The sequence below is a fragment of the Maridesulfovibrio sp. genome, from assembly GCF_963676065.1.
Classification (GTDB): domain Bacteria; phylum Desulfobacterota; class Desulfovibrionia; order Desulfovibrionales; family Desulfovibrionaceae; genus Maridesulfovibrio.
The window spans coordinates 2,591,829-2,616,979 of the sequence record NZ_OY780933.1 but is presented as its reverse complement, the minus strand read 5'-3'; the positions used below and the strand labels follow the sequence as shown (position 1 = coordinate 2,616,979).

General features: G+C 46.9%; 22 protein-coding genes. 7 read left to right on the top strand and 15 right to left on the bottom strand.

The features are described 5' to 3' along the window. Positions 1 to 8 precede the first annotated feature (8 nt). A complete protein-coding gene (locus ACKU35_RS11650) occupies positions 9 to 1,070 on the bottom strand; it encodes a hemolysin family protein (RefSeq protein ID WP_319759390.1) in 1,062 nt (353 codons plus the stop codon). Positions 1,071 to 1,360: 290 nt separating this feature from the next. Here ACKU35_RS11650 and ACKU35_RS11645 point away from each other — a divergent pair, with 290 nt between their 5' ends. After that, positions 1,361 to 2,323: a glycosyltransferase family 9 protein gene (locus tag ACKU35_RS11645; protein WP_319759389.1), complete on the top strand. Its 963-nt coding sequence runs from the start codon at positions 1,361 to 1,363 to the stop codon at positions 2,321 to 2,323. A gap of 35 nt (positions 2,324 to 2,358) precedes the next feature. Here ACKU35_RS11645 and nadD read toward each other — a convergent pair whose 3' ends face one another. Both nadD and ACKU35_RS11635 read right to left on the bottom strand, forming a co-directional pair. Further along, positions 2,359 to 3,009 carry a nicotinate-nucleotide adenylyltransferase gene (gene nadD, locus ACKU35_RS11640; protein ID WP_319759388.1) on the bottom strand — a complete coding sequence of 217 codons (651 nt, stop codon included), beginning with the start codon at positions 3,007 to 3,009 and terminating at the stop codon, positions 2,359 to 2,361. A gap of 116 nt (positions 3,010 to 3,125) precedes the next feature. Then, the gene (locus ACKU35_RS11635; protein WP_319759387.1) at positions 3,126 to 4,385 is read right to left on the bottom strand and encodes a glutamate-5-semialdehyde dehydrogenase; all 1,260 of its coding nucleotides are present in this window, start codon (positions 4,383 to 4,385) and stop codon (positions 3,126 to 3,128) included. Between the two features lie 305 nt (positions 4,386 to 4,690). On the opposite strand from ACKU35_RS11635, the gene ACKU35_RS11630 reads away from it, so the two are divergent. The 5 genes from ACKU35_RS11630 to ACKU35_RS11610 all read left to right on the top strand — a co-directional run bounded on the left by ACKU35_RS11630 (position 4,691) and on the right by ACKU35_RS11610 (position 10,248). Continuing rightward, the gene (locus ACKU35_RS11630; RefSeq protein WP_319759386.1) at positions 4,691 to 5,341 is read left to right on the top strand and encodes a tetratricopeptide repeat protein; all 651 of its coding nucleotides are present in this window, start codon (positions 4,691 to 4,693) and stop codon (positions 5,339 to 5,341) included. A gap of 151 nt (positions 5,342 to 5,492) precedes the next feature. Beyond that, positions 5,493 to 7,337: an indolepyruvate ferredoxin oxidoreductase subunit alpha gene (gene iorA / locus ACKU35_RS11625; protein ID WP_319759385.1), complete on the top strand. Its 1,845-nt coding sequence runs from the start codon at positions 5,493 to 5,495 to the stop codon at positions 7,335 to 7,337. Further along, positions 7,337 to 7,927: an indolepyruvate oxidoreductase subunit beta gene (locus tag ACKU35_RS11620; RefSeq protein WP_319759384.1), complete on the top strand. Its 591-nt coding sequence runs from the start codon at positions 7,337 to 7,339 to the stop codon at positions 7,925 to 7,927. The genes iorA and ACKU35_RS11620 overlap by 1 nt, the downstream gene beginning before the upstream one ends. 165 nt (positions 7,928 to 8,092) lie before the next feature. Continuing rightward, on the top strand, positions 8,093 to 9,661 hold the full coding sequence (locus tag ACKU35_RS11615) for a sigma 54-interacting transcriptional regulator (RefSeq protein ID WP_319759383.1): 1,569 nt from the start codon (positions 8,093 to 8,095) through the stop codon (positions 9,659 to 9,661). Positions 9,662 to 9,663: 2 nt separating this feature from the next. Beyond that, the gene (locus ACKU35_RS11610; RefSeq protein ID WP_319759382.1) at positions 9,664 to 10,248 is read left to right on the top strand and encodes a hypothetical protein; all 585 of its coding nucleotides are present in this window, start codon (positions 9,664 to 9,666) and stop codon (positions 10,246 to 10,248) included. 52 nt (positions 10,249 to 10,300) lie between these two features. Here ACKU35_RS11610 and ACKU35_RS11605 read toward each other — a convergent pair whose 3' ends face one another. From ACKU35_RS11605 to ACKU35_RS11550, 12 genes are all read right to left on the bottom strand, one after another. Further along, positions 10,301 to 10,921 (bottom strand): 2-oxoacid:acceptor oxidoreductase family protein, encoded by a 621-nt coding sequence (locus ACKU35_RS11605; RefSeq protein WP_319759381.1) that lies wholly within the window; start codon positions 10,919 to 10,921, stop codon positions 10,301 to 10,303. Further along, positions 10,921 to 11,757 (bottom strand): 2-oxoacid:ferredoxin oxidoreductase subunit beta, encoded by an 837-nt coding sequence (locus ACKU35_RS11600; RefSeq protein WP_319759380.1) that lies wholly within the window; start codon positions 11,755 to 11,757, stop codon positions 10,921 to 10,923. Before ACKU35_RS11600 ends, ACKU35_RS11605 begins: the two co-directional genes overlap by 1 nt. Before the next feature lie 2 nt (positions 11,758 to 11,759). Further along, complete coding sequence (locus ACKU35_RS11595) at positions 11,760 to 12,911, bottom strand: 2-oxoacid:acceptor oxidoreductase subunit alpha (RefSeq protein ID WP_319759379.1); 1,152 nt, start codon at positions 12,909 to 12,911, stop codon at positions 11,760 to 11,762. 11 nt (positions 12,912 to 12,922) lie between these two features. Further along, positions 12,923 to 13,252, bottom strand: a complete 330-nt coding sequence (locus ACKU35_RS11590) for a 4Fe-4S dicluster domain-containing protein (RefSeq protein WP_319759378.1) — start codon at positions 13,250 to 13,252, stop codon at positions 12,923 to 12,925. A 423-nt stretch (positions 13,253 to 13,675) separates the two neighbouring features. Continuing rightward, entirely contained in the window at positions 13,676 to 16,483 is a 2,808-nt protein-coding gene (locus ACKU35_RS11585) for an EAL domain-containing protein (RefSeq protein WP_319759377.1), read from the bottom strand. A 144-nt stretch (positions 16,484 to 16,627) separates the two neighbouring features. Continuing rightward, positions 16,628 to 17,302: a precorrin-8X methylmutase gene (locus ACKU35_RS11580; RefSeq protein ID WP_319759376.1), complete on the bottom strand. Its 675-nt coding sequence runs from the start codon at positions 17,300 to 17,302 to the stop codon at positions 16,628 to 16,630. 3 nt (positions 17,303 to 17,305) lie between these two features. Next, positions 17,306 to 17,959: a deoxyribose-phosphate aldolase gene (gene deoC / locus ACKU35_RS11575; RefSeq protein ID WP_319759375.1), complete on the bottom strand. Its 654-nt coding sequence runs from the start codon at positions 17,957 to 17,959 to the stop codon at positions 17,306 to 17,308. 196 nt (positions 17,960 to 18,155) lie between these two features. Beyond that, the gene (locus tag ACKU35_RS11570) at positions 18,156 to 18,851 is read right to left on the bottom strand and encodes an amino acid ABC transporter permease (RefSeq protein ID WP_319759374.1); all 696 of its coding nucleotides are present in this window, start codon (positions 18,849 to 18,851) and stop codon (positions 18,156 to 18,158) included. A 12-nt stretch (positions 18,852 to 18,863) separates the two neighbouring features. Beyond that, complete coding sequence (locus ACKU35_RS11565) at positions 18,864 to 19,565, bottom strand: amino acid ABC transporter permease (RefSeq protein WP_319759373.1); 702 nt, start codon at positions 19,563 to 19,565, stop codon at positions 18,864 to 18,866. An 82-nt stretch (positions 19,566 to 19,647) separates the two neighbouring features. After that, on the bottom strand, positions 19,648 to 20,463 hold the full coding sequence (locus ACKU35_RS11560; RefSeq protein ID WP_319759372.1) for an ABC transporter substrate-binding protein: 816 nt from the start codon (positions 20,461 to 20,463) through the stop codon (positions 19,648 to 19,650). 58 nt (positions 20,464 to 20,521) lie between these two features. Next, a complete protein-coding gene (locus ACKU35_RS11555; protein ID WP_319759371.1) occupies positions 20,522 to 21,250 on the bottom strand; it encodes an amino acid ABC transporter ATP-binding protein in 729 nt (242 codons plus the stop codon). Positions 21,251 to 21,953: 703 nt separating this feature from the next. After that, entirely contained in the window at positions 21,954 to 23,756 is a 1,803-nt protein-coding gene (locus ACKU35_RS11550; protein WP_319759370.1) for a DegV family protein, read from the bottom strand. 232 nt (positions 23,757 to 23,988) lie between these two features. On the opposite strand from ACKU35_RS11550, the gene ACKU35_RS11545 reads away from it, so the two are divergent. Next, positions 23,989 to 25,149 (top strand): efflux RND transporter periplasmic adaptor subunit, encoded by a 1,161-nt coding sequence (locus ACKU35_RS11545; RefSeq protein ID WP_319759369.1) that lies wholly within the window; start codon positions 23,989 to 23,991, stop codon positions 25,147 to 25,149. Positions 25,150 to 25,151 lie beyond the last annotated feature (2 nt).

The following is a 25,151-nucleotide window of genomic DNA, read 5'->3' as shown; positions in this document are numbered from 1 at the left end:
TCTCCGTTCTATTTCGAAACGTCAGCGGAAGCCTGTTCCTTACTGACGAGCAGTTCTTTTCTTCTCCTACGGGCAAGCTCGCGCATGTCCACGACCTGATCGGTCTCGTCCACAATCTCGCTGCCGAGGATTTCTTCCATAACATCTTCAAGGGTTACAACCCCTGACATACCGCCGTATTCATCAAGCACAACAAAAAGGTGCATACGGCTTTCAAGGAACTTAACAAGAAGCTTATCAAGAGTGATATTTTCCAGCGCGAAACGGACCGGTTTCATCAGCTCCGAAAGCTTCACATCATCCTGATCATCCGCAAGCGCTTCAAAAACAGAGCGCCTGTAAATAACCCCGACAATATCTTCAGGGTCATCTCCTTCATAAACAGGAATACGGCTGTGAGGCCAAGTACAATACTTTTCATGGGCCTCCGCCACGGTCATATCTGCAGGAAGAGAGAACACAACAGTCCGGGGGGTCATAATCTGCTCGACAATCTTGTCGTCCAACGACAGGATGTTAGCAATTGAGAGGGCTTCATACGGTTTGATCGCCCCGGATCTCCTGGTCAGACTGACCATAGCTCTTATATCGTCTTCCGTAGCCTGCGGACCATCTTTTTTCCTGCTTACAAGGCGGGAGAAGATACCGCAGATCCAGATTACCGGAAGAAAAATCCAGATTAAAATTTCCATGGGGCGAGCAAGAACTTTCCCCAGCGGTTCGCAATAAACAATGCCTATGGTTTTGGGCAGAATTTCAGAAAGAACGAGAATGATGATGGTGAACCCGAGTGTAAACCAGGGCAAAGTTTCTGCGCCGTAAACAGAAGCCCACGCAGCACCTGCAAAAGCGGCTCCGGCAGTGTGGGCAACGGTGTTTAAAGTCAGAATGGCGGTGATAGGTCGATCCACATTTGAACGCAGCTTATGTAAGATCGCCCCGGATTTGCGGCCTTCCTTGCGCAGGGTTTCAATCCTGCTCCACGGGAAGGAATAAAATACGGCTTCACTGACAGAGCAGTAAGCGGAAATAAGTGTAGCGACACTGACGGAAAGTATTAATTCCAGCATTAAATTTTGAGTTAAAGTTGATGAAGGACGCCACTTGGCATCTTTTGGATACTGGCATCAGTATCAGAAGGCAGATAGTGGCGCAATAGAAATAGAGGCCCTCAAGCCCCTATTCCCTACGTTTTTAATACAAAATAAAATCTTAAAGTAAAATTAGCAAGAGTTCAAACAGTTAGAGCATATAAAAAAGACATTGACCTTTTGCGCTTCACAACTAAAATATGCGCGCGATGACAAATTCACACAGCAATCACAAAGTGGTCTTCAGACTAAGTGCCCTGGGGGACGTAGTGCTAACGACCGGAGCAATAGAGTTCTGGGCTGAGAAGCACCACTGCACCTTCACGGTTATTACCAAAAAATCAAGCAGCCCTGTATTAGAAAATAATCCTCATATAAAAAATGTCATCAGCCTTGATAAAAAAGACCTCGGTGATCTGGCATGGATTAAAAAAGCAGGAGAGATCGCAGCGGAATATAAAGGCTGCGAACTCATCGATCTGCACTCCACCCTGCGCTCACGAATCCTTGCAGCCCGCTGGCAGGGAAAAGTTTCCCGCTATAACAAATTTTCCATAGAACGCCGCCTGTTCAGACTTACCCGTTCGGCACGGCTGAACGACAGACTTTCTGAGATGCGGGTTACCCAGCGTTATGTTTCGGCTACCGAAAAGGTCATCCCCGCTGCATCCGAACTCCTGCCCCGCATCTACCTTACCGACAGCGAAAAAAAACTCGCCCTAAGGCTGGCCGAAGAGAATGAACTGGGCAATGGCTTCGTTGCCTTGCACCCTTATGCCACCCATCCGGATAAAGCATGGCCGCTGGAAAGCTGGAAAGCACTGATCAGCATGCTTGAAGCTTCCGGTATAAAATGGGCAATCATAGGGCGCGATGACAATATTTTTGAACCTCAAGAAGACGGGAGCAACTTCACTAACAAGCTGCAGCTGCGCGAGACATGCGCCCTTCTTGAAAGAGCCGGCCTGCTCATCACCGGTGATTCCGGCCCCATGCACCTTTCCGCATCGGTCGGCACGCCTGTAATCGCCATATTCGGCCCCACTTCTAAGGCATGGGGATTCTACCCAGCCGGACCGCGTGATTCGATTCTGGAATCAGATCTGGACTGCCGTCCCTGTTCACTGCACGGGAAAAGCAACTGCGACAAGAACCGGGAATGTTTAAGGAAAATAAGTGCGGAAAAAGTCTTTGAAAAGATATTAGAAAAGGTCGGGAATACTGATTCCTGAATAAGATTTAATCCCGGAAGAATCCGGATACGTATTTAATACCAGAAATCGGCAAGCTCGGCGGCGTGTTGTTTCATACATTCAGCTACTTTTTCAGGAACTAAAGCGGAGATGTCCCGCCCACTTTTCCATTCTTCACGCACAAGGGTGGAGCTGATTACAAAATCAAAATCACCGATTATGTAAATCGACTTCCCGCCCGGAACAGTCCATACATTATGCCCGGTATATTCTAAATCCGAAAAGATACATTTAAGCTTCTCCGCCATGCCTCCATGATCGACAACTTCCCTGCTTACGGCAACGATATTAGCCAGCCGGGGAATCTGCTGCCAGTCCTTCCATGTGGTCAAAGCTTCCAGAGAATCCTGTCCCATTATGAAGTAAAATTCTGCGTCTGGGTAACGGTGCTCAGCTTCACGCAATGTATCGACGGTGTATGTCGGCCCGTCTGCGGAAATATCGATATCACTGACTTCAAAACCTTCACAGCCCCGCACCGCTTTTTCAACCAGTTCATAACGCAATACGGCAGGGAGCATCTCCCTTTGGCCTTTGTGATATGGATTACCTGCCGGAATCAGCAGAATCATATCAAGACCAAGACGTCGACGTACTCCTGCAGCGACATCAATATGCGTGGAATGGACAGGATTAAAGCTACCGCCGAACAAGCCGATTTTCATAAAAATATTCTTTCCGGGATACGTGGTTTAGCCATATTGAACGGTAAAAAAAATGCGATGTCCGGAAAAGGTAGCTTCCGCAGAAAAGACCTTCACCGGACATCGGAAACATCAGGTTAGTTACGAACGTCCCAGTTACCCATAAGTATGAACTTCGTTGAGGTCAGTTCGGTTGCTCCCATGGGACCGTACGAATGCAGCTTGGAGGTGGATATTCCAATCTCAGCGCCAAGTCCGAGCTGTCCACCGTCGTTAAAGCGTGTGGAAGCGTTTACAGCGACCATGGAAGCGTCAACTTCGCGGAGAAACCGCATGGCCCGGGCATGATCTCTGGTAAGAATCACCTCGCTGTGATTGGAACCGTAACGAGCGATATGATCCTGCGCTTCATCCTGATTGCTTACCACCTTAACGCAAAGGATAAGATCGAGATATTCCATTCCCCAATCATTGAAATCAGCGGCAACAGCCTTTGCACCCAAAAGAGGCACAGCGCGCGGGCACCCTTTCAAGGTTACGCCGCTGGCGCTCAGCAGTGTACCGAGAGAAGGGAGAATTTCCTGAGCGATGTCCTCATGAACAAGCACACACTCAACGGAATTGCAGGCCGCAGGCTTCTGAACCTTGGAATTTCTGATGATGTCCATGGCTTCAGGAATTTCGCAATCCTGATCAACATAAATATGACAGACGCCCTTGTAATGCTTGAGCACGGGCATGGTTGCCTGCGCAACTACAGCGCGGATCAAACCTTCACCGCCGCGGGGAATTACAACATCAATATATTCGTCCATCTTAAGCAGCTCGCTTACGGCTTCGCGGTCAGTGACGTCCACAACCTGAACAGCTTCGCCGGGCAGCCCGGATCTATCGAGAGCCTTCTGCAACAGAGAAGCAAGTGCAAGATTGGAGTGAATGGCTTCCGAACCGCCACGCAGGATGACCGCGTTACCGGCTTTTAAGCAAAGCACGGCTGCGTCAACGGTAACATTGGGCCGGGATTCAAAAATCATCATGATCACACCCAGAGGGATGCGCATTTTACCGACCATCATGCCGTTGGGACGGCGGCTCATTTTTTCGATTTCCCCTACAGGATCTGCCTGACCGGCAACTTCATTACAGCCTTGAATCATATAATTCAGGACTTCCGGAGTTATTTCCAGACGCTGCAAACGGGCCGAATCAAGACCGCGCTCCTTGGCAGCATCGAGATCTTTTTTATTCTCTGCGAAAATAAATTCCTTTTCTTTTTCAAGCAAAGCAGCCAGTTCGATTATGGCCGCGTTCCGTACTGTGCCTTCTGCACAGGAGACTTTCCGTGAAGCTTCCTTGGCTTTTGCAGCCACAGCTTTCATTGCTTCTAAATAACTCATTAATCCACCTCGAAGACATTTATATTGAATGAAAAATTATTTTCCAACGACTTATTCTGTTTGGCTACTAAGGATATTGCAAAAAAGTCAACTACCATTTACCCGCATGAGCTGTGCTTTGTGGGTTTTAGTGAAAAATATGTTAAATTATTTTTTCTTTTTTTGTTATCTTTTTCAACCCTTTTAATCTTTAATAAGTATTTACAGTATCTTACTTAAAAATTACATTTTTGACCTTTTTGTCAGACTGCTTTATAAAGCCTTCTTCAACTTTGTATAAATTTTCATGGAGGCTTTCCTTTAAAATGGAAGAAAACAACACCACACAAGACATTTTGAATCAGGTTCACGAATCTACACCGGATACCCTGCATCCTCTGCTCGACTACATCATTAAAAATGGAAAGATCATTGCAGCCGGAGTAGCGGCTATTATCCTTATTGCTGGCGGAATTTCCGGTTACAAATATATGAACCAGCAAAAAATGATAAAAGCCCAAAGTGAAATGGGAGTTATCCAGATCAAGTACAGTGGCGAAAAAGAAGCCACAGAACTGGTTGCTTTTGCGAAAGAAGCTCCCGAAGTCATGAAACCGGCTGTCCAGTTGGCTATCGCCAAAGCATGGATGGATGCCGGTAATTATGCCAATGCGAAAAGCGCATGGGCCGTCGTGGGCAAAACCACACCTGAGATGGCACCAATTGCCGGACTGGGTGAAGCAAAATGCCTTATGCTTGAAAACAAGCCGGGTGAAGCGGTCACACTCCTGCAGGCTCTCGTTAACAGCGCCAGCGCACCATATACCCCGTCCATTAACAGACTCATAGCCGAAGCTGCTGAACAGGACGGCAACCTGCAAGTCGCGATAACGGCTTATCAGGCTCTGCTTACCAGCGCACCTCAGGAAGCCTCATTTTTTGAGTTCAAAATTAAAGAACTTAAGGCAAAACTCTAAACCAAGTACAGACAGACCGCAAAAGTAAAACTGAGTTGAAAGTCGCAGAACGGGGCTTCGGTATTAGCCATTGGAGCTGGATTCCCGCTGAGACTTAACAGTCATACTTTTATGAATGTTCTGTTTAAAACACGACTTAAGGAGCATATTCATGGCTCACCCACTTCTAAAGGATAGTCCGGGCATGAAAAAACTTCTGCTCGGCAATGAAGCCATCGTCAGAGGAGCGATTGAAGCCGGTATTCAGGTTGTTACCTGCTACCCCGGCACTCCCTCCTCGGAAGTTCCGGATACTTTTTTCCGTCTCTCCCCCGAAGGGGACTACGCTTTTGAATATTCAGTCAACGAAAAAGTTGCTCTGGAAGTAGGCGGCGGTGCCACTCTCGCAGGGGCAATGACACTGACTACTATGAAGCATGTCGGCGTTAATGTCGCTGCCGATCCGCTCATGACTCTTGCTTACACCGGCACCCCCGGCGGCATGGTACTGCTTTCAGCGGACGATCCCGGCTGCCACTCCAGCCAGAATGAACAGGACAACCGCTACTACGCACGTCTTGCCGGGATGCCCTGCTTTGAACCGGCCACCGCTCAGGAAGCCAAAGACATGACTCGCGACGCGCTTAATATGTCCCGCGAAATGTCCGCCCCGGTTCTGCTGCGCACCACCACCCGTGTCAACCATCTTCGCGGCCCTGTTGAATATGGTGAAGTAGCAAAACTCGCTCCGGCTGAAGGATTCAAAAAAAATCCCGCGCAGTTTGTCCCGATCCCGGCTTTTGCCCGCACAATGCACGTCAAGCTCCTTGAAAAGCTTGAAAAGCTGCGTGAAATGGCCGAGACCTCAAAGTACAACAAAATTTCCGGTTCCGGAAAAATCGGTATCGTTGCTTCCGGCATCTGTCGCGCTTATCTGGCAGACGCTCTGGCTGATACCGGCCTTGCCGACAAATTCAAAATTCTTGAGCTGGGCTTCACTTATCCGCTGCCTTCCAAAATGCTCGGCGACTTCATCTCCTCTGTGGAAAAAGTCGTTGTTCTGGAAGAACTTGAGCCTTTCCTTGAAAATGAACTGCGAATTCTGGCTCAAAAAAACTCCAGCACAGTGCAGATTATCGGAAAGGATAACGCGCTGCTGCCGCTTAACGATGAATACTCCACCCTGAATATCACAGCGGTTATCCGCGAAGTTCTGGGAATGGAAGCCGAGAAGCCTAAAAGCTGTGAAGCTGAAGAAGGACTTCCGACCCGTCCCCCGAACCTCTGCGCAGGATGTACTCATCGCGCAGCCTATTATGCCGTAAAAAAAGTTTTCGGTCCCGAGGCCATATGTTCTTCCGATATCGGATGTTACACCCTCGGCATCCTGCCGCCGCTTAATGCCGCCGACTTCCTGCTCTGTATGGGTTCCTCCGTCTCGGCTGGTTCAGGTGCAGCAATGGCGGCCGGGCAGACCGTCGTTGGTTTCATCGGAGACTCCACTTTCTTCCATTCCGGAATAACCGGTCTGGTTAACGCAGTCTTCAACCAGCACAACATACTGCTGGTAATACTTGATAACTCCACGACAGCCATGACCGGGCACCAGCCCAACCCCGGCGTTGAAATGACCGCAATCGGGTCCAACCCCGCTCAGATTGATATGGAAGCTATCGTTAAAGGCTGCGGAGTTAACGAAGTCCGTACAGTGAGCCCGCTGAACCAGAAAGCCATCACTAAAGATCTTGAGGAACTTAAAGCTATGAGCGGCGTTAGAGTCCTCATTGCTAAAGATCCCTGCCCGCTTTTTGCCCGCAAGACCCTGAAGAAAGGGCCCGGCCGTACCGCTTATGTGGCAAACCAAAGCGATGAAGTCATTAAAGTGATGGAAGAGCTGGCCTGTCCCGCATTTGAAAAAAATGCTGATGGCGTAGAAATCAACGAAATACTTTGCTCCGGCTGCATGCTCTGCCTGCAACTGACCAAAGATATTAAAGCCCGGAAAAGGAGCAGCTAATGACAAACAGGTTGCGTATATTCATGACCGGGGTCGGCGGACAGGGCACCCTGACAGCCACCAATCTTCTCGCTCAGGCAGTTCTTGACTGCGGTATTGATGTCACTGCCGGCGAAATTCACGGAATGGCCCAGCGCGGAGGAGTTGTCGAATCCGCACTGCTTATCGGTTTGGCCTCTCCTAAAATAGGACATGGCGAAGCTGACGTAATCCTCGGTTTTGAACCGCTGGAAACTTTGCGCGCCCTTCCCTATCTCAAACCCGGCGGGACAGTGCTTTCCAGCACTGAATATGTCCTGCCCTTATCCGTATGCACCGGAAAAGCAGAAAACACCCCCCTTGAAGTAATCAAGGAGAAAGTTAATGCCTGTGCCGGTAAGGCATATTATCTGCCCTGCCAGAGCTTAGGCATTAAAGCCGGAGCGGTGCAGAGCGGAAACATCGCTCTACTCGGTGCACTCTGTGCCACTGGATGTATCCCCCTTAAGCCGGAACAGTTGGCTGAAACAATAAAATCAGCCATGAAGCCGAAAATAGCGGATATCAACCTGAAGGCACTAGAGCTCGGGGTTAATGCTGTAGCTGAATAAAATAACGGCAGCCGCGTGCTCATCATGCGGCTGCCGAATTGACACAATATATCATTTCGGGAGGAAACTCCCGGAGCGCCAATTAAATTTTAGGCCGGAACCACGGAGCACAGCCGCTCCGAGAAAGCTGAAATCTAAAACAGCCTGGACGGCATGAGTAAAAAAATGACTAGAAACGGACTGACGGAACGAGTGGACAATATCTATCTTTCAACTTTGAACGAGATTCTTGATTCTGTAGCTCCCCATCACGATTTGGAACCCAGCCTCAATGCTATTCTTGAAGTTCTGTCCAAAGATCTCCACTTCCCGCGCGCATTCCTGGCCATTATGGACACGGAATCTGAAAAGCTGAAACTTTCCATCACCCACAGCCCGGCAAAAGACTATACCGCTACATACGCACCAGGCAAAGGTATTGTGGGCAGGGTTTACGAAACAGGTGAGTCAGTAATCATTCCCAGAATGTCGGAAGACGACGAACTGCTGAATAAAGCGTTCAACAGATCCGAGGAAGAACAGAAAAAACTGTCTTTCATTTGCGTACCTATCAAGAGTACTGATTCCGACGGCAATCAGGAAGTCCTCGGCGCGCTTAGTGTTGACTCCCCCATCCTGCCCATAAGTGATCTGATGGAACACAAGCAGTTTCTCGAAGTAGTTGCTGCACTTATCTCCAATCAGGTCTCGCGCCTGCAGGAAGAAATGACACTTCAGGCCCAGATGCTGTCTCAGGGCATGATGCCCGGATCAGTTGATGTGCCGCCGCCGGCAGATTTCGTGGCGACCTCGAAAAGCATGAAGCAGGTACTCCGGCAGGCCCGTCAGGTAGGCCCCAGCCGCGCTACAGCACTGCTGCGAGGTGAATCTGGAACAGGTAAGGAACTTCTCGCCGAAGCAATTCACGCCTGCAGCCCCAGACGGGACAAACCGCTGGTTAAATTGAATTGCGCGGCCCTGCCTGCCGAACTCGTTGAAAGTGAGCTCTTCGGGCACCAGAAAGGTGCTTTCACCGGTGCTTACCAAAATAAACGGGGTCTTTTTGAAATAGCCAATAACGGAACCCTGTTCCTTGATGAAATTGGCGAACTTTCCCTTGACGCACAGGCCAAGGTTCTGCGTGCCATTCAGGAAAAGGAAATTCAGCGCGTAGGTTCCGAGCAGCCAATCGCAGTTGACGTACGCCTTATCTGCGCGACGCACCAGCCTCTTGAGGCTCTGCTAAGTGAAGGTAAATTCAGGGAAGACCTTTTCTACCGCATCAATGTCTTTCCTATTTTCATTCCGCACCTGCGTGAACGCCGTGAAGATATTCTGCCGCTGGCTGAAAAATTTCTGGCTATGTTCTCCGAAGAGTACGGTAAAGAAATTAAACGCATATCCAGCCCGGCAATTGACCTTTTCACCCAGTACCATTGGCCTGGAAACGTTCGTGAGCTTAAAAACTGCATCGAGCGTGCTGTTCTGATCTGTGAGGAAGAGGTAATAAGGACCTACCACCTGCCCCCGACTCTGCAGACAGCCGAATCCACTGCGACTGACACCTCCCTTTCATTTGGTGAGGCTGTAGCCAAATTCGAGCAGGAACTTCTGGTAGACTCACTGAAAAAAGCGCGCGGCAACATGCTGCAGGCTGCGCGTGATCTGCGAGTCAGTTATCGTATCGTCAACTATAAAGTTAAAAAATACAATATTGACGTCAAAAAGTACGCAGGTTCAAAAAAGAAAAAATAGATATGCAGGAACTTAAGCACATTGGAAAAGGCGCTATCAAGCCTCTCCTCTGCACGGCTTTAAGTATGCTGGCATTACTTACAATGGGTTGTTCCGGTTCTAATCAAATACCGGGACAACCCTTTCCTATTCCATTTAATTCCCATTACATCACCACACCAAAAGCGCTCATGGTTTCATCAAAACTCAGCCCCGACGGAAGTGACGAACGCTATTTCCGGTCCATCACCAATCAGGACTTCTACTTTGACAATAAAAACTGCACCGCCACTGTCCGGCTGATCCTTAACCGCAGCGCCTCGGTGGATATGCCTGATATCGGTGACTGGTCAACAGTCTCCGTCGGCTCCTGCTTAAGTGATGAACCAAATATCAATTGCTATACAGCACACATTGACTGCCATCTTGTACGCACCACATTCATTCCTACAGGAAAACGCAGCCTCGCAGTCATCAGAGTCCGCAACAGAGCACGTGAGCCGCAGGAAATCTGTAAAAGATGGGATGCCGAGAATCTAAGTCCCGAACAGCAGGAAGAAATAGAGACCTTCAACCGGACCTCTGACTCTTTATTTATTTATAAATAAAAAAAACTCCGACCAGAGCCGGAGTTTTTTTATTTTACCATCTTATCAAAGTCTATATGGAATCGTAATCTTCCTCATCTGAAACGACAACTGAGTTGGACCGCCAGAGTTCTTCCGGATCCCCGAAATTTTTCTTGGCCTCACGAAATCCCATATTGAATGCTTTCACATTAATCGGCCTGATTTTTTCGGGAAGTATCTCCTCAAGGTTTTTACGCATAGTCCGTTGCTGCGCAAAAGGCAGCAGATAAGTTGCGGCACCTAGAACGATGGTATTCATCGCCTGGACCAGCCCCAGTTTATCTTTTGCAAGCTTGGTAAAAGGCAAGCCGATAAACTGATTCACCGGAGGCTGCTTAACCAGATCGGTCTCAATCATGAGCAGGCCGCCGGGTTTCAGATTCCGGTAATACATGTTGCATGCTTCCTGACTCAAAGCGATCAGCAGGTCCAAAGATTCTGCTTTAGGATAACTGATCTTACCCGAGCTGATAACGAGATCGGAACGACTGGCCCCGCCTCGTGCTTCCGGGCCGTAACTTTGTGTCTGCGTAACGGAATACCCATGTCCAAGCGCAAGGCCGGACCCCATAACCTTGCCCAGTGTCAGAATTCCCTGTCCACCAAGACCGGAAAGACGAATTTCAAATCTGTCCAGAGGTTGATTTTTCATTAGAGACCTCCCTGACAATTTGCGGCCATCTCATAAAATTTTTCTTCAAGGCCGGGTTCATCTTTACGCACAAAAACACCAGAAGGAACCTTAGTAGCTTTTTCCGCATCGCTGAGCTTATCGTAGCGATCACGATCAATAACGTCCTTCTTGAGCATTTTGTACATATCAACAGGGGTTCTGTACTTGTTTTTACGTCCATACTGCGTATGGCAGGGAGTAAGAATCTCCACTACCCCGAATCCAGGCGTGCTGATTCCGTCCATGATCATCTGATCCAGCTTCTTCACATGGAAGACAGTTCCACGGGCCACGTAATTTGCCTTGGCTGCGGTGCAGAGCTCCACACAATCAAAACTCTGTTCCATCTGCCCGGCCGGAGTGGTCATGGAAAAAGAACCTGCCGGAGTAGTCGGTGAACACTGTCCGCCGGTCATACCATAAATGTTATTGTTCAGGATCAACGCGGTAACACCGATATTTCTGCGTGCTGCATGTATAAGATGGTTACCGCCGATTGCCATGGAATCGCCATCACCCATGACCACGATCACGTGCATGTTCGGCTTGGCCATCTTGATTCCGGTGGCAAAAGTAAGTGCACGACCATGCGTGGTATGCACGGTGTTAAAATCAACATATGCCGCCAGCCTTCCGGAACAACCAATACCGGCAACCACACATACTTCATCCTTGGAAAGTCCGAGACCGTGAATCGCCCGGATAAGTGAGCCGAGCACTATTCCATGTCCGCAACCGGCACAGAATACATGTGGGAATTTTTTATTATGCCTTAAGTACTCATGAATGAGCTGTGTACCTTTCATATCGTCCATGACTACACCCGTGTTAAGACTTTGAGGATTTCGGCGGGGGTAATTATCTGCCCATCCACCTTATTGATGGTCCGTACTCTGACCTGACCATTATTGACCCTTTTCACTTCCCTTGAGATCTGTCCCATATTCATTTCCGGAACTATGATCGTATGGGCCTTGGCCATGAGTTTTTCAGTAGCTTTCCTCGGATATGGGAACAGGGTTGAAAGCTTGAGCAGCCCAGCCTTTACACCCAATTCACGCGCCTGCTTAACTGCCAGTTCAGCAGAACGGGCCACTGTTCCATAAGCTATAACCGCCACATCAGCATCTGCTGTTTCCACTTCGTCAACCAGTTGCACATCGTGCAGGAACTGATCAATCTTGCGGAAAAGACGTTCATTAAGCTCACGGACCTCATCCGGTCGCGAAGTGGGGAAACCGTTAGTATCATGGGTCAGTCCTGTCACATGAAAACGATATCCGGAGCCGATTGAAGGCATTGGCGGAACCCCGCGCACAGTCTCTTCATAAGGCTTGTACCATTCTGGAGGCATGGTCGGGACAATACGGTTGAAGACATCATATTCATCCTCATTGGGGATGATGATTTTCTCCCGTGTGTGGGCGGTAATTTCATCTATAAGAAGAATTACCGGAGTACGATATTTTTCCGCTAGGTTAAAAGCCTCAATGGTATTATCAAGGCATTCCTGAACATTTGAAGCTGAAAGAACAATGATGGAATGATCGCCGTGGGTTCCCCACCGTGCCTGCTGCACATCACCCTGAGCGGGGGAAGTAGGCAACCCGGTACTGGGACCACCACGCATAACATTGACTATAACAAGCGGAGTCTCTGTGATGCACCCGTACCCCAGATGCTCCTGCATGAGTGAAAAACCGGGACCGGAGGTGGCAGTCATTGCTTTTCTGCCGGCCAATGACGCACCTATTACCGAACCGAGTCCGCCGATTTCATCTTCCATCTGAATGAAAGCGCCGTTGGGAATCATCGGTAACTTCTGAGCCATTATCTCCATAATTTCTGAAGAAGGAGTAATCGGATAACCACCGTAAAAAGTACAGCCCGCCAGAAGCGCACCTTCGACGACAGCCTCATTGCCAAGAGCGAAAATCTCTTTATTTCTTTTTTTTCTAGGTCTGGCCATGGAAATTCACCTTACCCCTTATTTTTACCGGATTCGGACTTTTTCTCAGTACCGCCGGCAGCCTCAGCATTCGCAGTTTTCTGGGCGGCTTTTTCAAGAACAGCCCTGCATACCGCAGGAATTTCCTCATCTACCTTGGGACGAACCATAATTGCGAAATCAGGACAGTGTAATTCACAGAACCCGCAATTAATACATTCTTTTTCCCGGACAACAACCGCCTTGCCCTGCTCGTTTAATTCCATGACCTTTGCCGGACAGAAGGCCGCGCATATACCGCACCCCTTACACCAGTCCGGAAAAATCGTAACCGTACTATTTCCCTTGCGTTTGACACTCATAACCTGATCCAGGTTGAGGGTGACTCTAAAACCCGCTACTAAAATTCCCTTAACACGGGTGAACCTCTACGACAGCCACTGTAAATTAATATTTTACAAGACCTAAATTCGGCCCTAGCACGGTAATACCGTACATGCAACAGGAATCCGAACTTTTATGACAATATTATGAGATAACTACTACTTAATGGACATGTATATCCTTTATTCATTTTTTTGGCTATGCAGAAATATTTTTCAGCAACAATGTTTGGTTGATTACACAATCATTAACTACAAATAAAAAAAAGGAGCCGGCAAAACACCGACTCCTGAGAAATTTAATTCAAAAAATATACTGCGTCTGGATTACGACTATGTTGAAACGAAATAAGCGTATTCAGCAACATTCCCAGAACTCAACATCACAAACGATTAATCATGCTACCTGCTATCATTTAAAAACGACTCCGCCTTAATGCGACTGATCGGTTTTGAAAACAGGTACCCCTGACCGAACTCACAACCAAGCTCTAATAATGTTTGCTGCTGTTCAACCTCTTCCACGCCTTCCGCCACAACGTTCAGTCCAAGGTTATGCGCAAGATTGATAATAGCCCGGACAATTTCAAGATTTTCCTGAGAGTTATTCATCTTTCTTACAAAACTGAGATCAATTTTAAGTTGATCCAGCGGAAATTCCTGAAGATTGCTCATGGAAGAATAACCGGTGCCGAAATCATCAATAGAAACCAGCACACCCGCAGATTTAAGACGGTTAAGCATCTCTACGGATTGTTTGGCTCGTTCCATGATCGCTGTCTCGGTAATTTCGACCTTAAGATTATGGGCAGGCAGGTCGAATTCACTCAGATTGGAAAGAATATTATCAACCAATGACGGCTGCGAAAATTGACGCGGTGAAATATTGATGGACATCAGCATACCGGCTGCATTTTTGTATGAAGAAAGCCAGCTTTTCATCTGGCGGCAGGCTTCGGTAATGACCCAGCTGCCCAGCTCAAAAATAAGGCCTGATTCTTCGGCCATGGGAATAAACTCACCCGGCATAACCAGACCGCGTTTTGGATGATTCCAGCGAATTAAAGCCTCAAATCCCACAACACTCTGATTCTTCAAAGAATAAATGGGCTGATAATCCAAATACAACTCTTCACCGGAAAGCATTGCTGCACGAAGGTCACTCTCAAGCTGCATAGCCTGAACAGCTTCCTCCAGCATCCGTTTATTGAAGACCTTAATCTTATCCCGACCCGATTCCTTGGCCTGATGCATCGCAACATTGGCATTCTGGATAATCTCTTCAGGCTTGTCATAATCGGTGGGACTAAGCAGGACACCATAGCTGGCAGCTATATTGATCTTATGACCATTAATCACAGCAGGATGATTCAAAGAATCCCTAATCCTGCGGATGATGCGGATTCCTTCGCGCGGGGAATCCAATTCTTCGAGCACAACGATGAATTCATCGCCCCCGAAACGGGAAACAGTGTCAAGCTCGCGGATCGTCTTGAGAAGACGTTTAGAAACTTCCACCAACAGCTTGTCACCTATATTATGACCGAGACTGTCGTTGATAATTTTAAACCGGTCCAGATCCATGAAGATCACCGCGAAAAAGTAGTTCTCGCGGCGGCGTGAACGTTCCACCGCCTGCAGGATTCGGTCACAGCAAAGAGTTCTGTTGGCAAGTCCGGTCAATGGATCGTGCAATGCTTCATACTGCAGTTGCTTTTCCATAAATTTACGTTTGGTAATATCGCGCAGAGAAATCCTCAATCCAAGTGAGGTTCCGTCATCGGCAAAGACTTGATGCCCCGTGAGTGATACCCACCGCAATAATCCATCACGGCGGAAGAGACGCATATCCGTCCCATCAAGGGAAGGAAAATTTCCATGCAGGGCCTGCTGCCAGAAATCCCTGTCGTTTTTATGCAGAATATGCTCCACCCGGGCCGGCCCTTCCATAAAATAAGCCTTTGGATAACCGGAAATACGTTCACATGAAGGGCTGACATATTTAATTGCTCCAGTCGGACCTATCCACATTTCCCAGTCAAAGGTATACTCAGCGATTGTACGATATTCCTCTTCGGATGCTCTCAGGGCCTTTTCCATCATCTTGTAACCGGAAATATCGGTAACAAAAGCGAAAGTGAGTTTTACATGCTCACTTTCAAAAAGATTGGTTGCGTTGATGAAAATATCTACTTCACGGTCGTTACTGTTTGTAAAGCTGAGCTCAAATCTATGCCCGCTGCTGTCATCATTCCGAAATCTCTCGGCCGCGACTTTACCAAGCACCTTCTCCAGATCGATCCCTAGCATATCCGCACGGTTAAGTCCGATCATGGTACAAAAAGCCGGATTCACGTCCAGCAGAATCATAGAATCATCAATCATGAAAAAGCCTTCAGCCGTGGTCTCTACCAGTGCCCGGTAACGTTTTTCACTTTTGATTAATGACTGGGCTGCCTTTTCACGCATGTGAATTTCGCCCTGCAGCGCATTATTGACTTCTTCCAGTCGACTTTCACGACTGGCGATTTCTTCAGTCATACGATTGAATCGGGAACCGATTTCCAGCAATTCTATGTATTGAAATTCATCAAATCGGTAGGAAAAATCACCCATGGCGACTTTATCCATCCCCTTACGTAAACGAGCGATGGGATTACGTATAAAATAATCAATCAAAAAACCGGTAATAATATAAATTACAGCTACCGAAGTAAGGAAGGTCAGACTGGAAACAAATAGAATCCAATCCAGATTACGCCGGTAAAAACGGCTGGTCAGTTCCATACTGACGTTACCGATTTTCTCCTTGGAAATGTATAGATCGCGCTCACGGGTAATCGGGTGATCATCCGCATCTCCGGCACGCACAAAATTGAACAGAACTTCGCCGTTCATATCTACAATTTTTAGCTTGGAAAACTGTTCATTCTGGGTATAAGCGCTACAAACATGCTTCAGCGAACCCATATCAAAGTTCCAGATAGGAAAAGTAACAGACTTGGCTAACTGATCAATATAGCTATCCGCTTTATCTTCAAACTCCTGCCGTAACATTTTAGAACGGCCAAAGTACTCATACGCGGTAACCATCCCTATTATTATAGCAAGGGCGAAAACAAGGCAGGCTGAAAGATCACGGGAAATAGATCTTTCACCCTTTTTAAATATTAAGAAAAATTTTTTTGAAGCGACCTTGTTTTCAGACATACTCTACAGTACCGAGACTAGCATTCTTAATTTAAAAACAAACATTCTAATTTGCAATTGTGTTCCCATAATTATCAATTAAAGTCTATTATTAATAATATTTTACGCAACGAAAAGCGCATACGACAAACAGAATTATAAATGTCAGATGTCCCCGGAAAGATCCCGTTCGGCAAGAACAACCTCAGCCAATGCGTTTATCACACATGCAGCTAGTGCAGATCCGCCTTTACGTCCTTCAATTGCTATATAAGGAATCTTACCGCTATCCATCAGCATGGATTTAGATTCAGCAGCATTCACGAACCCTACAGGCATCCCAACAACAAGCGCAGGAGGTGCCATCCTGCCCTCTTGCACCATATTCACCAGACGTATCAAAGCTGTAGGAGCGTTACCAATTACATGAATTTCAGGATGCAAGCTATCGGCAGCAAGTTCCATAGCTGCATGAGCCCTTGTTGTAGAGTTCTTCTTTGCCGAAAGAATGACACTATGATCATTCATCAGGCAACTCACACTGCACTTTAGTGGAGTCATTCTGCGTAAAGGAATTCCACAGCGAGCCATTTCCGTATCTGTAGCAATGGTACAGCCGGATCGCAGCGCATCAATCCCGGAAGCAACTGCATCCGGATGGAAACGCACCAGATCTATAAGTTGAAAATCAGCAGTGGTATGAACCATGCGTCTTACTATCTGCCATTCAATACCGTCAAACCTGCGGGGTTCCGGGACTTCTGAATCAATAATTTCAAACGACTTTCTTTCAATATCGCCGGGCTTATCCACGGCTATGAGTTTAACTTTCCCGGACAAAAACTATCTCCTTATAACGGTAAGAGAAGACGAAGTGCCAAGCCTGCTGGCACCAGCCTGTATAAGCTCCTGAGCATGACTGTAGGTCTTGATGCCTCCGCTGGCCTTGACACCGATGTCATCCCCCACAACTGAACGCATGAGTTTTATGTCATCAACGCAAGCACATCCCGGAGCAAATCCGGTGCAGGTTTTAACAAATGATGCACCTGCTGTCACCGCCAGGTCGCAAGCCAGCTTTTTTTGATCATCATTCAACAAGCCGGTTTCGATTATCGCTTTGACCGGAACACCTCCGGCTCCTTCAACTGTCATAAAAATATCATGAAGGAACTTATTACGGTCACCTGCTTTTAAGGCACCGATATTGACCACCATATCCAGCTCTTGAGCTCCTTTTTCAACGGCACGCATAGCTTCAATCATCTTTACTTCTGAAAGAGTGGACCCTGAAGGAAAACCTATCACTGAACAGACAATGGGCTTTTCATCCGCGAGCAGAGTCACTGCACGGGCAATATGCGAAGGATGAACGCAAACAGAAGCAAAATCGTTCTCAACCGCCTCCCGGCACAGTTTCTCGATATCCGCAGGAACTGCTGATACACTTAATAAAGTGTGGTCAATATAAGAAGCAATTTTGTCTATTTTGTCCATGTCCGCCTCCCGGATAAATTATAAATGATCGTACGTCAGATACGATAATTTACCGTTCCGACACAAGAGCACACTCTCCACTAGAATGATAGTAAGCGATTATAAAAGTTGGGTCAAAATAAAGTTCAGTAACTTTAAAAAGAAAAACCCCTACTCCGAAAAGCAGGGGTTAAAAACACAAATAAAATTAATATATTTAGCGGTCTCTGGCCTGATATTTTGCCATGTGCGCTTCCATACGGCGACTTGTCCATGTCAGAACATAGCAAACGACGAAATAAAGGAGCGCGATGGTGATAAAAATTTCCGTAGGTGCGGAAAGGGTTCTGTTATTAACCTGTGTGGCCGTACGGGTGAGCTCATTCACTCCGATAATATAAGCCAGCGAGGTATCCTTGGTAAGGGATACGAACTGGTTAACAAAGGACGGAATCATGTTACGCAAAGCCTGCGGCAAAATGACATAGCGCATGGCCTGAACATGAGAAAGTCCGGTTCCTCTGGCTGCTTCCATCTGCCCTCTGGGCAGGGCGATAACCCCGGCTTTAACGATTTCTCCGATATAAGCACCGGTAAAAACGATAAAAGCAATCAAAGCACAGTGAAATTCCGGCAGGGGTTCACCAAGCACAACAGGGGCCAGAAAGTAGAACCAGAAAATAAGCATAAGCAGTGGTACACCGCGTATTACTTCAATATAGACAACGGACACAGACTTGACAAACATGTTGCGGGAAAGACGCATCAATCCGGCAGCAAGGCCAATCCAAAAAGCACCGAAGATACCAAGCAAAGCCAGAATAATACTGGCCGCAAGACCGCCGATGGGTCCATCAGGAAAGGCGCCCCAAAGAAAATAATCAAAGTTGTTCCAAACTACATCCCATTGCACGAGACGCCACTCCTAGTATTTAATTTGCAGCAGGAAATGCTTATTATACATATTGATCATGAGTGACACGATCAGCGAAATACACAGATAGATTACGGTCGCCACGGTAAAAGCCTCGAATCCGTGAAACGTATAGGATTCGATCTGGCGGGCCATGTAGGTGAGATCCATAACACCGATAGTCATGACCAGCGACGAGTTTTTAATAAGGTTCAGCGACTGTGAAATAAGTGGCGGTATAATGATTCTGAAAGCCTGCGGGAGAATAACAAAGCGATAGGCCTGCAGAAAGGAAAGCCCGGTCGCGCGGGATGCTTCCAACTGGTTCTTGGGGATAGAATTGATCCCGGCCCTGATTTCTTCTGCCACAAATGCGGCGGTATAAACAGTCAGGGAAATTACCCCGGCCGCAAATTCAAAATCATGGTCGTAAAGCCATTCATTAACTCCGTCAGGCAGGATGGAATACGAACCGAAATACCAAAAAAATATCTGAATCAACAAAGGAGTGTTACGAAAAAACTCCACAAATGCAAAGCTGAACCATTCAAATGGTTTGAACTTTGACATACGCATGACAGCGATAATCGTTCCTAGAAGCAGGGTAAATACGATGGAGATGGCAGAAAGCTGCAGGGTAACTTTAACCCCGTCAATAATCCACTGACCGTATTGTCCGCTGAGAACCAGATTCCAATCAAACTGATAATTCAAAACTTCTATCCGTTGTTTTCGGAAAGGCCGCGCATGCACGGCCTTTCCGTTATCTTACAAAGCTAAACCTCAGACAGTCGGCTTACGGCCACACTTCCATGTCCCAGGTCAAAGGCAGGTAGTACTTGGTATCAGGACCGAACCATTTATTATACGCTTTTTTGTAAGCGCCGCTCTTCCACATTTTGATCAAAGCATTGTTAACTGCATCGCGGAAGTTGGACTCATTCTCAGGCAGACCGATACCGTAAGGCTCGGGGGAGATGAACCCACCAACGATTTCCCATTTATCAGGATTGGGGTCGGAGTTTTTCAGACCGAGAAGGATGGTGGAGTCGGTAGTAACGGCTTTAACCTTACCCTGTTTCAGAGCAAGCATTGCCTGAGGGTAACCTTCGAAGGAAAGGACTTTACAATCAGGCTGTACAGCCAGAATGTTCTGCTCGGAAGTAGAACCTTTTGCAGTACCCACTTTTTTGCCTTTCAGGTCAGCGGCGGATTTGATGCCGGAACCTTTTTTAACGAGCAGTTTCTGACCGTCCATGAAGTAAGTGATGGAAAAGTCAATGGTATCGTCACGGGCAATTTTGTGAGTCATAGTAGCCGCAGCGAGGTCGATGGAACCCTGAACAACCATGGGGATACGGGTAGCGGAAGTAACAGGCTTGAATTCTGCCTTTACGCCCATTTCCTGAGCGATGTATTTGCAGATGTCGATATCAAGTCCGACAAGCTTTTTGCTATCTTCGTCAATGTAACCGAAAGGAACAACAGCGTCTTTAACACCGCAAACCAGAACACCGCGGGCTTTAACTTCCTGCAGTCTGTCAGCCATTGCAACAGATGCGCAAAGAGCCATAGCCAAAACCATAGCAACAATAATTGAGAGTCTTCTCATCAGGGTCCTCCTGAGAAATTTTAAGGTTACCTACCAATACCGCCAATATTACCGGCAGCTACAAAATCTCCTTCAAAAACATTTTAGCTCTTTCATGTTTGGGGTTACTGAAAAACTCCTCAGGAGGAGCCTGTTCAATAACTTCACCGCCATCCATAAAAATAACGCGGTCGGCCACTTCACGAGCAAAGCCCATTTCGTGGGTCACGCACAGCATAGTCATGCCTTCATGGGCAAGGTCTTTCATTACGTTAAGAACTTCGTTGATCATTTCCGGGTCCAGCGCGGAAGTGGGTTCATCAAAAAGCATCGCTTTGGGCTTCATAGCCAGAGCCCTTGCGATGGCTACACGCTGCTGCTGTCCGCCGGAAAGTTCTGCGGGGTACTTATGAGCCTGATCATGAATCCCTACCCTTTCAAGAAGATAAAGAGCTGTTTCCTCGGCTTCCGCCTTAGGAACATTGCGCACTTTCAGCGGGGCGAGGGTTACATTCTCCAGAACGGTCAGATGGGGATAGAGGTTGAACTGCTGGAAAACAATTCCGATTTCCGCCCGCAGGTCATTAATATTTACACTCTTGTCAAGAATGTCTTTATCATCAAAAGTGATTGTACCTTTCTGGTAATCTTCGAGTCTGTTGATACAACGGATAAAAGTACTTTTACCGGAACCGCTAGGCCCGCAGATAACAAGCACTTCCCCTTTGTCCACATGATCATTGATTCCTTTTAAAACATGGAAATCCCCGTACCACTTGTGGAGATTCTTAATTTCAATCATCGCCATAATTCTTAACTCCAAACACCCGTACCGTTTATAAGTTCAGAAGCGGCCGCATCAATAAAAAAACGTGCAAACTCGTGATTGCGACTGCCATTCTTCAAGCTTGTTTTAAAATCGCTCGGAATTCAGGATTGAGTGACTTTTATAGCTTAGAATGAAGAAAAGTCAAGAAATTAACAGCGTTTTTCCATTTATGTACAATTAACCAATTGAATTACCGACTATGCAAAAATACCCGTTTGAGTCAGCACCGGACCAAAACTGCAGATTTAGTCTTTTGCCCGAAATACGGGCATTAAACGTTCATTAATGAACATATCATTTCTGACGACGAGTGTGAAATAAATATACAAAAAAGAAAAATAATTTTCGGAAAAATTTACGTTTAAAAATATTTTTGTTTTTTAAAATATTTATTTCGCGCAAAGATTCTTAAGTAATGGCGTAAAATGGCTCCAAAGAGCGCCGGTTAGCTTGATTCTATAATTTGACCAAACGAAAGGTCCTTCAAAAAATCCAGCTTAAAGTATCTATCTAACGGCTGAATAGCACCCCAATTATTATTTTTTATCATTGTTGTTAAATTCTGATTGATTGAGCAATCTACAAATAAAATAGCACATATGTTAACTTTGAGATCGTGCAAAAAAAGGGAGCAGGCGAAAAGCCTGCTCCCTTTGGAGAGTCGATATATCTTTAAAGCAACTTATTCGTCTGTGATAAACGCGACCGCACATGCTCCGGGGCCGCTGTGAATTCCCAATACAGGTGAGGCTTCAACAACAAACTCCGGATCAGCACCGAATTCAGCTTTTAGGATTTTTCTGATTTTTTCTGCTGTCTCAGGTGCATCGGCATGAGTAATGGCATACCTGAAGTTGCCACGCCCGTAAGCATTATCCTTAACTAGTCTGATGAGAGCATTTTCCTGCCGTTTTACGCCGAAAGACTTGGCTACAACCTTGGGCTGTCCCTCTCCGGCAAACTGCAGGATAGGTTTGATATTCAGGGCCTTGGCGATAATACCCTGCCCCTTACTCAAACGCCCGCCCCGGACGGCATAATCAAGGCAGTCAATAGTTACGAAAATCTTGACGTTCCCCACGGCACGATCAGCAATCCTGCGCACTTCTGCGACAGTTGCACCGTTCTTTGCCGCACGGGCGGCTTCAAGAACAGACAGCCCGAGACCGCCTGAAAGCATTTTACTGTCGATAGGTGAAACATTATTGAAAGGATTGCTCACGGTCAGAGCATTTTGAAAAGTACCGCTGAGCACTTTGGCGATATGCAATGAAACAACATCTTCATAATCAGATGAAACCTTGGCATAAGCCCGTTTCATATCACCGGGAGACGGCTGGGAAGAAAGAGCCCGCTCGGCTTCGGGAAGAATCTTATAAAATTCACTGGAGCTGAGAGTTACCCGGTCAATGTACTCATGTTCATCGATGGTAAGCCGCATGGGAACTACGCGGATATCATATTCTGCCAGCATTTCATCAGGCAGATCGCAGGTACTGTCAGTTAGTATACCGACCGTACGGTCATCGGCAAGGAGACGCTTATGCTGGATCAGCATATCGTCCACCTTACGCTTAACTACTTCGCCATAACCGCTAACAATATTTTCAACGGCATCCGGCTCATTCGTATGAATGTGGATCTTAACCGAACCGAGAGTTCCGGCCACGATCAAGCTGTCCCCCATTTCACAAATAGCTTCGCGTATGGCTTCGCGGTCAATATTTTCACCTTTGAGAAGAAATTCAGTGCAAAAGCGAAAATCGAGGGATTCGACTGCGACCTTATCCTGTACGTTGATAAAGGATTTTGAGTTACGGGAATCAGGGAGAAAAGATTTCTCAATTTTCCCATTTTCCAAAAGGTCAACAATACCTTCCAAAAGATAAACAAACCCTTGCGCTCCTGCATCCACAACTCCGGCAGCCCTAAGTTCAGCCAGTTTCTCTGTAGTACATTTGGCAGAATTTCGCGCATACTCGAGAGAGTCGGAAAGCAAATGATGAAAGTCCCGGTAACTGTCGCCGTTAGCGTGCAGATGAGCAGCCCAGTCACGAATAACGCTGAGAATAGTACCGTCTTTCGGCTCAGAAATAGCCTCGCAGGACCGCTTAGCGGCCATTGATGCGGCTTTCGCAAAATCTGAAGGACTGAGCTTGGGCATATCCTTCACCCCTTCCGCGAAACCGCAGAGAAACTGGGCCAGAATAGCCCCGGAGTTACCTTTGGCACCGTCAAGAGCTGATTCCGCGATGAGTGCGGTCATCTTTTCAATGGAGCGTTCCACGGATTTACCGGTGGAGCTCACAATGCTGCGCATGGTTCCGGCCATATTGGCTCCGGTATCCCCATCAGGAACCGGAAAAACATTGATCGCATCAAGATGCGGAGAATTAGCGATCAACCTGCTGGCCGCCGCCACAACTCCCCTTCTGAAACGAACACCGTCGACATAGTCAATTTTTACAGTATTTGCTGTAGTCATATATATAAAAAAGAGCTAAATATTTTTTTCTTAGTGTCGTATTAAACATTGTAACTTCAGTCACAAAATCTGTTTCTTCTTGCATGTGAAACGCCTAAAGATCAAGTGATTATACAAATAAATTCACTCATGTCTTTTTATAACAGCGAATATTTAACCTTCATCTGCTTCAAATCAAGAACAAATTAAGATAGGTTAGGTTTATATTTTCAGCAATAAGGAGATTTTACCAATGTCCCGCAATTACAGCTTCGCCCTACATAATTTTACAGTCCGTATATCATCTATAGTAATTGTCATTTGCACATTGTTCACAATCTCCGCCTGCGATCATAAAAAGCAGGCAGCTAAAGGACGCCCACCTGCCCCGGTGACAACCGCAAAAGCTGAGCTTAAAGACACCCCCTACTACCTCACGGCCATCGGCACGGTAAAAGCCATTGATACAATAACCGTCCGTTCAAGAGTTACCGGCTATCTCAGTAAGGTATTCATTAAAGATGGAGAATATGTCACCGCCGGTCAGCAGCTCTTCACCATGGACCCTTCCCCTTACGAAGCATCCATCCGTCAGCTCAAGGCAGAGCTGGCTTCGGACATTACCAAATATGATCAGGCAAAAAAAGATTACAACCGTTACCGGGATCTCGTTCGCCGTAAAGTCGTAAGTGAAGAAAACTATGAAGAGAAACGGCTTGATATGAAAACCGCCAGTGATTCAATCGCGGTTACTCAGGCCAAGCTCCATGATGCCAGAAACGATTTGAAATACTGTTTCATACGCACCCCAATCGACGGGCTCGCCGGATATGTTCATCCCACCGAAGGAAATCTCATCGAAGAAAATAAAGACGAGCTTGTGGTCATCAATAAAATTTCCCCCATTGCGGTTGATTTCTATCTTCCGCAAAAATATCTGCCCGAAGTGCAAAAATATTCAGCCAACAAGACCCTTGAGGTCCTGGCCATCACCGAAGGACGCAGTGAACCTGAAATCGGCAGGCTGACTTTCATCGACAACAACGTGGATACATCAACCGGTACAGTCTGGATGCAGGGACGCTTTGACAACAGTCATAAGGTACTCTGGCCCGGAAATTACGTAGAAATAAGGCTGAAACTTTATGACGAGAAGATTATCCGCATCCCCATGCAGGCCACATGCACCGGGCCGAAAGGGAAATTTGTATGGATCGCCCACAGCAATAACACCGTGCAAATGCGCCCTGTAACAGTTGAACGCAGATCCTCAAAACTTGATTTGATAAGTAAGGGGCTGAAGGATCAGGAAACCATAGTTACCGACGGCCAGCTTCGGCTTTATCCCGGCGCTGCAATAGTCGTAAAAAATGCCGCCAACGGAACTTCTTCCAAAACCGGAACCGGTGAGTAGTC